The organism is Nostoc sp. UCD121, from assembly GCF_014222285.1.
In the GTDB taxonomy this organism is placed as follows: domain Bacteria; phylum Cyanobacteriota; class Cyanobacteriia; order Cyanobacteriales; family Nostocaceae; genus Nostoc.
In genome coordinates, this window is record NZ_JACKZS010000491.1 from 1 (window position 1) to 955 (window position 955).

A 955-nucleotide genomic window follows, 5' to 3' on the forward strand; every position below is an offset into this window, starting at 1 on the left:
AAATGAAGTCTTACTCTGTCGATCTTCGAGAAAAAATAGTTGCAGCACATCTTGAGAAAAACATCTCAATCAGGAAAGTGGCTAACATCTTTTCCGTCTCAAAGAGTTTAGTACAAAAGCTTGTAAAACAACAAAAAGTTGAAGGAAATTTACAATCCAAGCCGCGAGGAAAGCCACAATTTAGCCATTTAACAAATGCTGATATAGAGTTGAGAGAATTAGTTGAATCATATCCAGATGCAACATTGATAGAGTTGTGTGAATTTTTTGCAGACAAGACTGGTAATTGGGTAGGTCAAAGTGCAATGTGTCGTGCGTTACAGAAATTAGGATTAAATCGGAAAAAAAAACGAAGCGGAGTACCCAAGCAGGAACAGAGCGAGTCCTAAATTTAAGATTAGATTATTGGGAAAAGGTCAAACATATAGAGCCAGAAAATTTAGTATTCTTGGATGAAACTGGTGTCCTGCTTGGGTTAACGAGGACTCATGCCCGTTCACAAATGGGAACAAGAGCTTACTCTCTTAACCCCTTTTATAGAGGCTCAAAAGTTACAGTAATTGGAGCAATTAGTCTTAAAAAAGTAGTTGCATTAATGACAATGAATGGTTCAATGGATGGCATTGCGTTTGAATTATTTATTGAGAAGTTTTTAGTGCCAAATTTATGGTCAGGAGCAGTGTTAGTAATGGATAATTTATCCGCACATAAACTAGATTCAATTGTGCCAATGATTGAAGCTGTAGGTGCGAAAGTTATTTGTTTATCCTCATACTCCCCCGATTTTAATCCAATTGAATTATGGTGGTCACAGCTTAAATCTTTTTTACGCAGTTTTGCTCCGACTACAACAGAAATGGTTGATCAACTAATCTCAGTTGCACTCGATTTAATAAATCCTCAACATTTAAGAAACTGGTTTGCTAGTTGCTGCTACTGTACCTCATAACAGCCG

2 protein-coding genes are annotated in these 955 nt (G+C 36.9%); both read left to right on the forward strand.

Annotation, left to right across the window (positions count from 1 at the left end; translation table 11 throughout):
• Nucleotides 1–389: IS630 transposase-related protein (locus GNF10_RS37115; RefSeq protein ID WP_185582298.1), on the forward strand; the 389-nt coding region annotated here is incomplete at its 5' end.
• Nucleotides 308–949, forward strand: coding sequence for a transposase (locus tag GNF10_RS37120; RefSeq protein WP_311774271.1), 642 nt, complete (start codon nt 308–310; stop codon nt 947–949). The genes GNF10_RS37115 and GNF10_RS37120, both read left to right, overlap by 82 nt.
• The last annotated feature ends 6 nt before the right edge of the window (nt 950–955 follow it).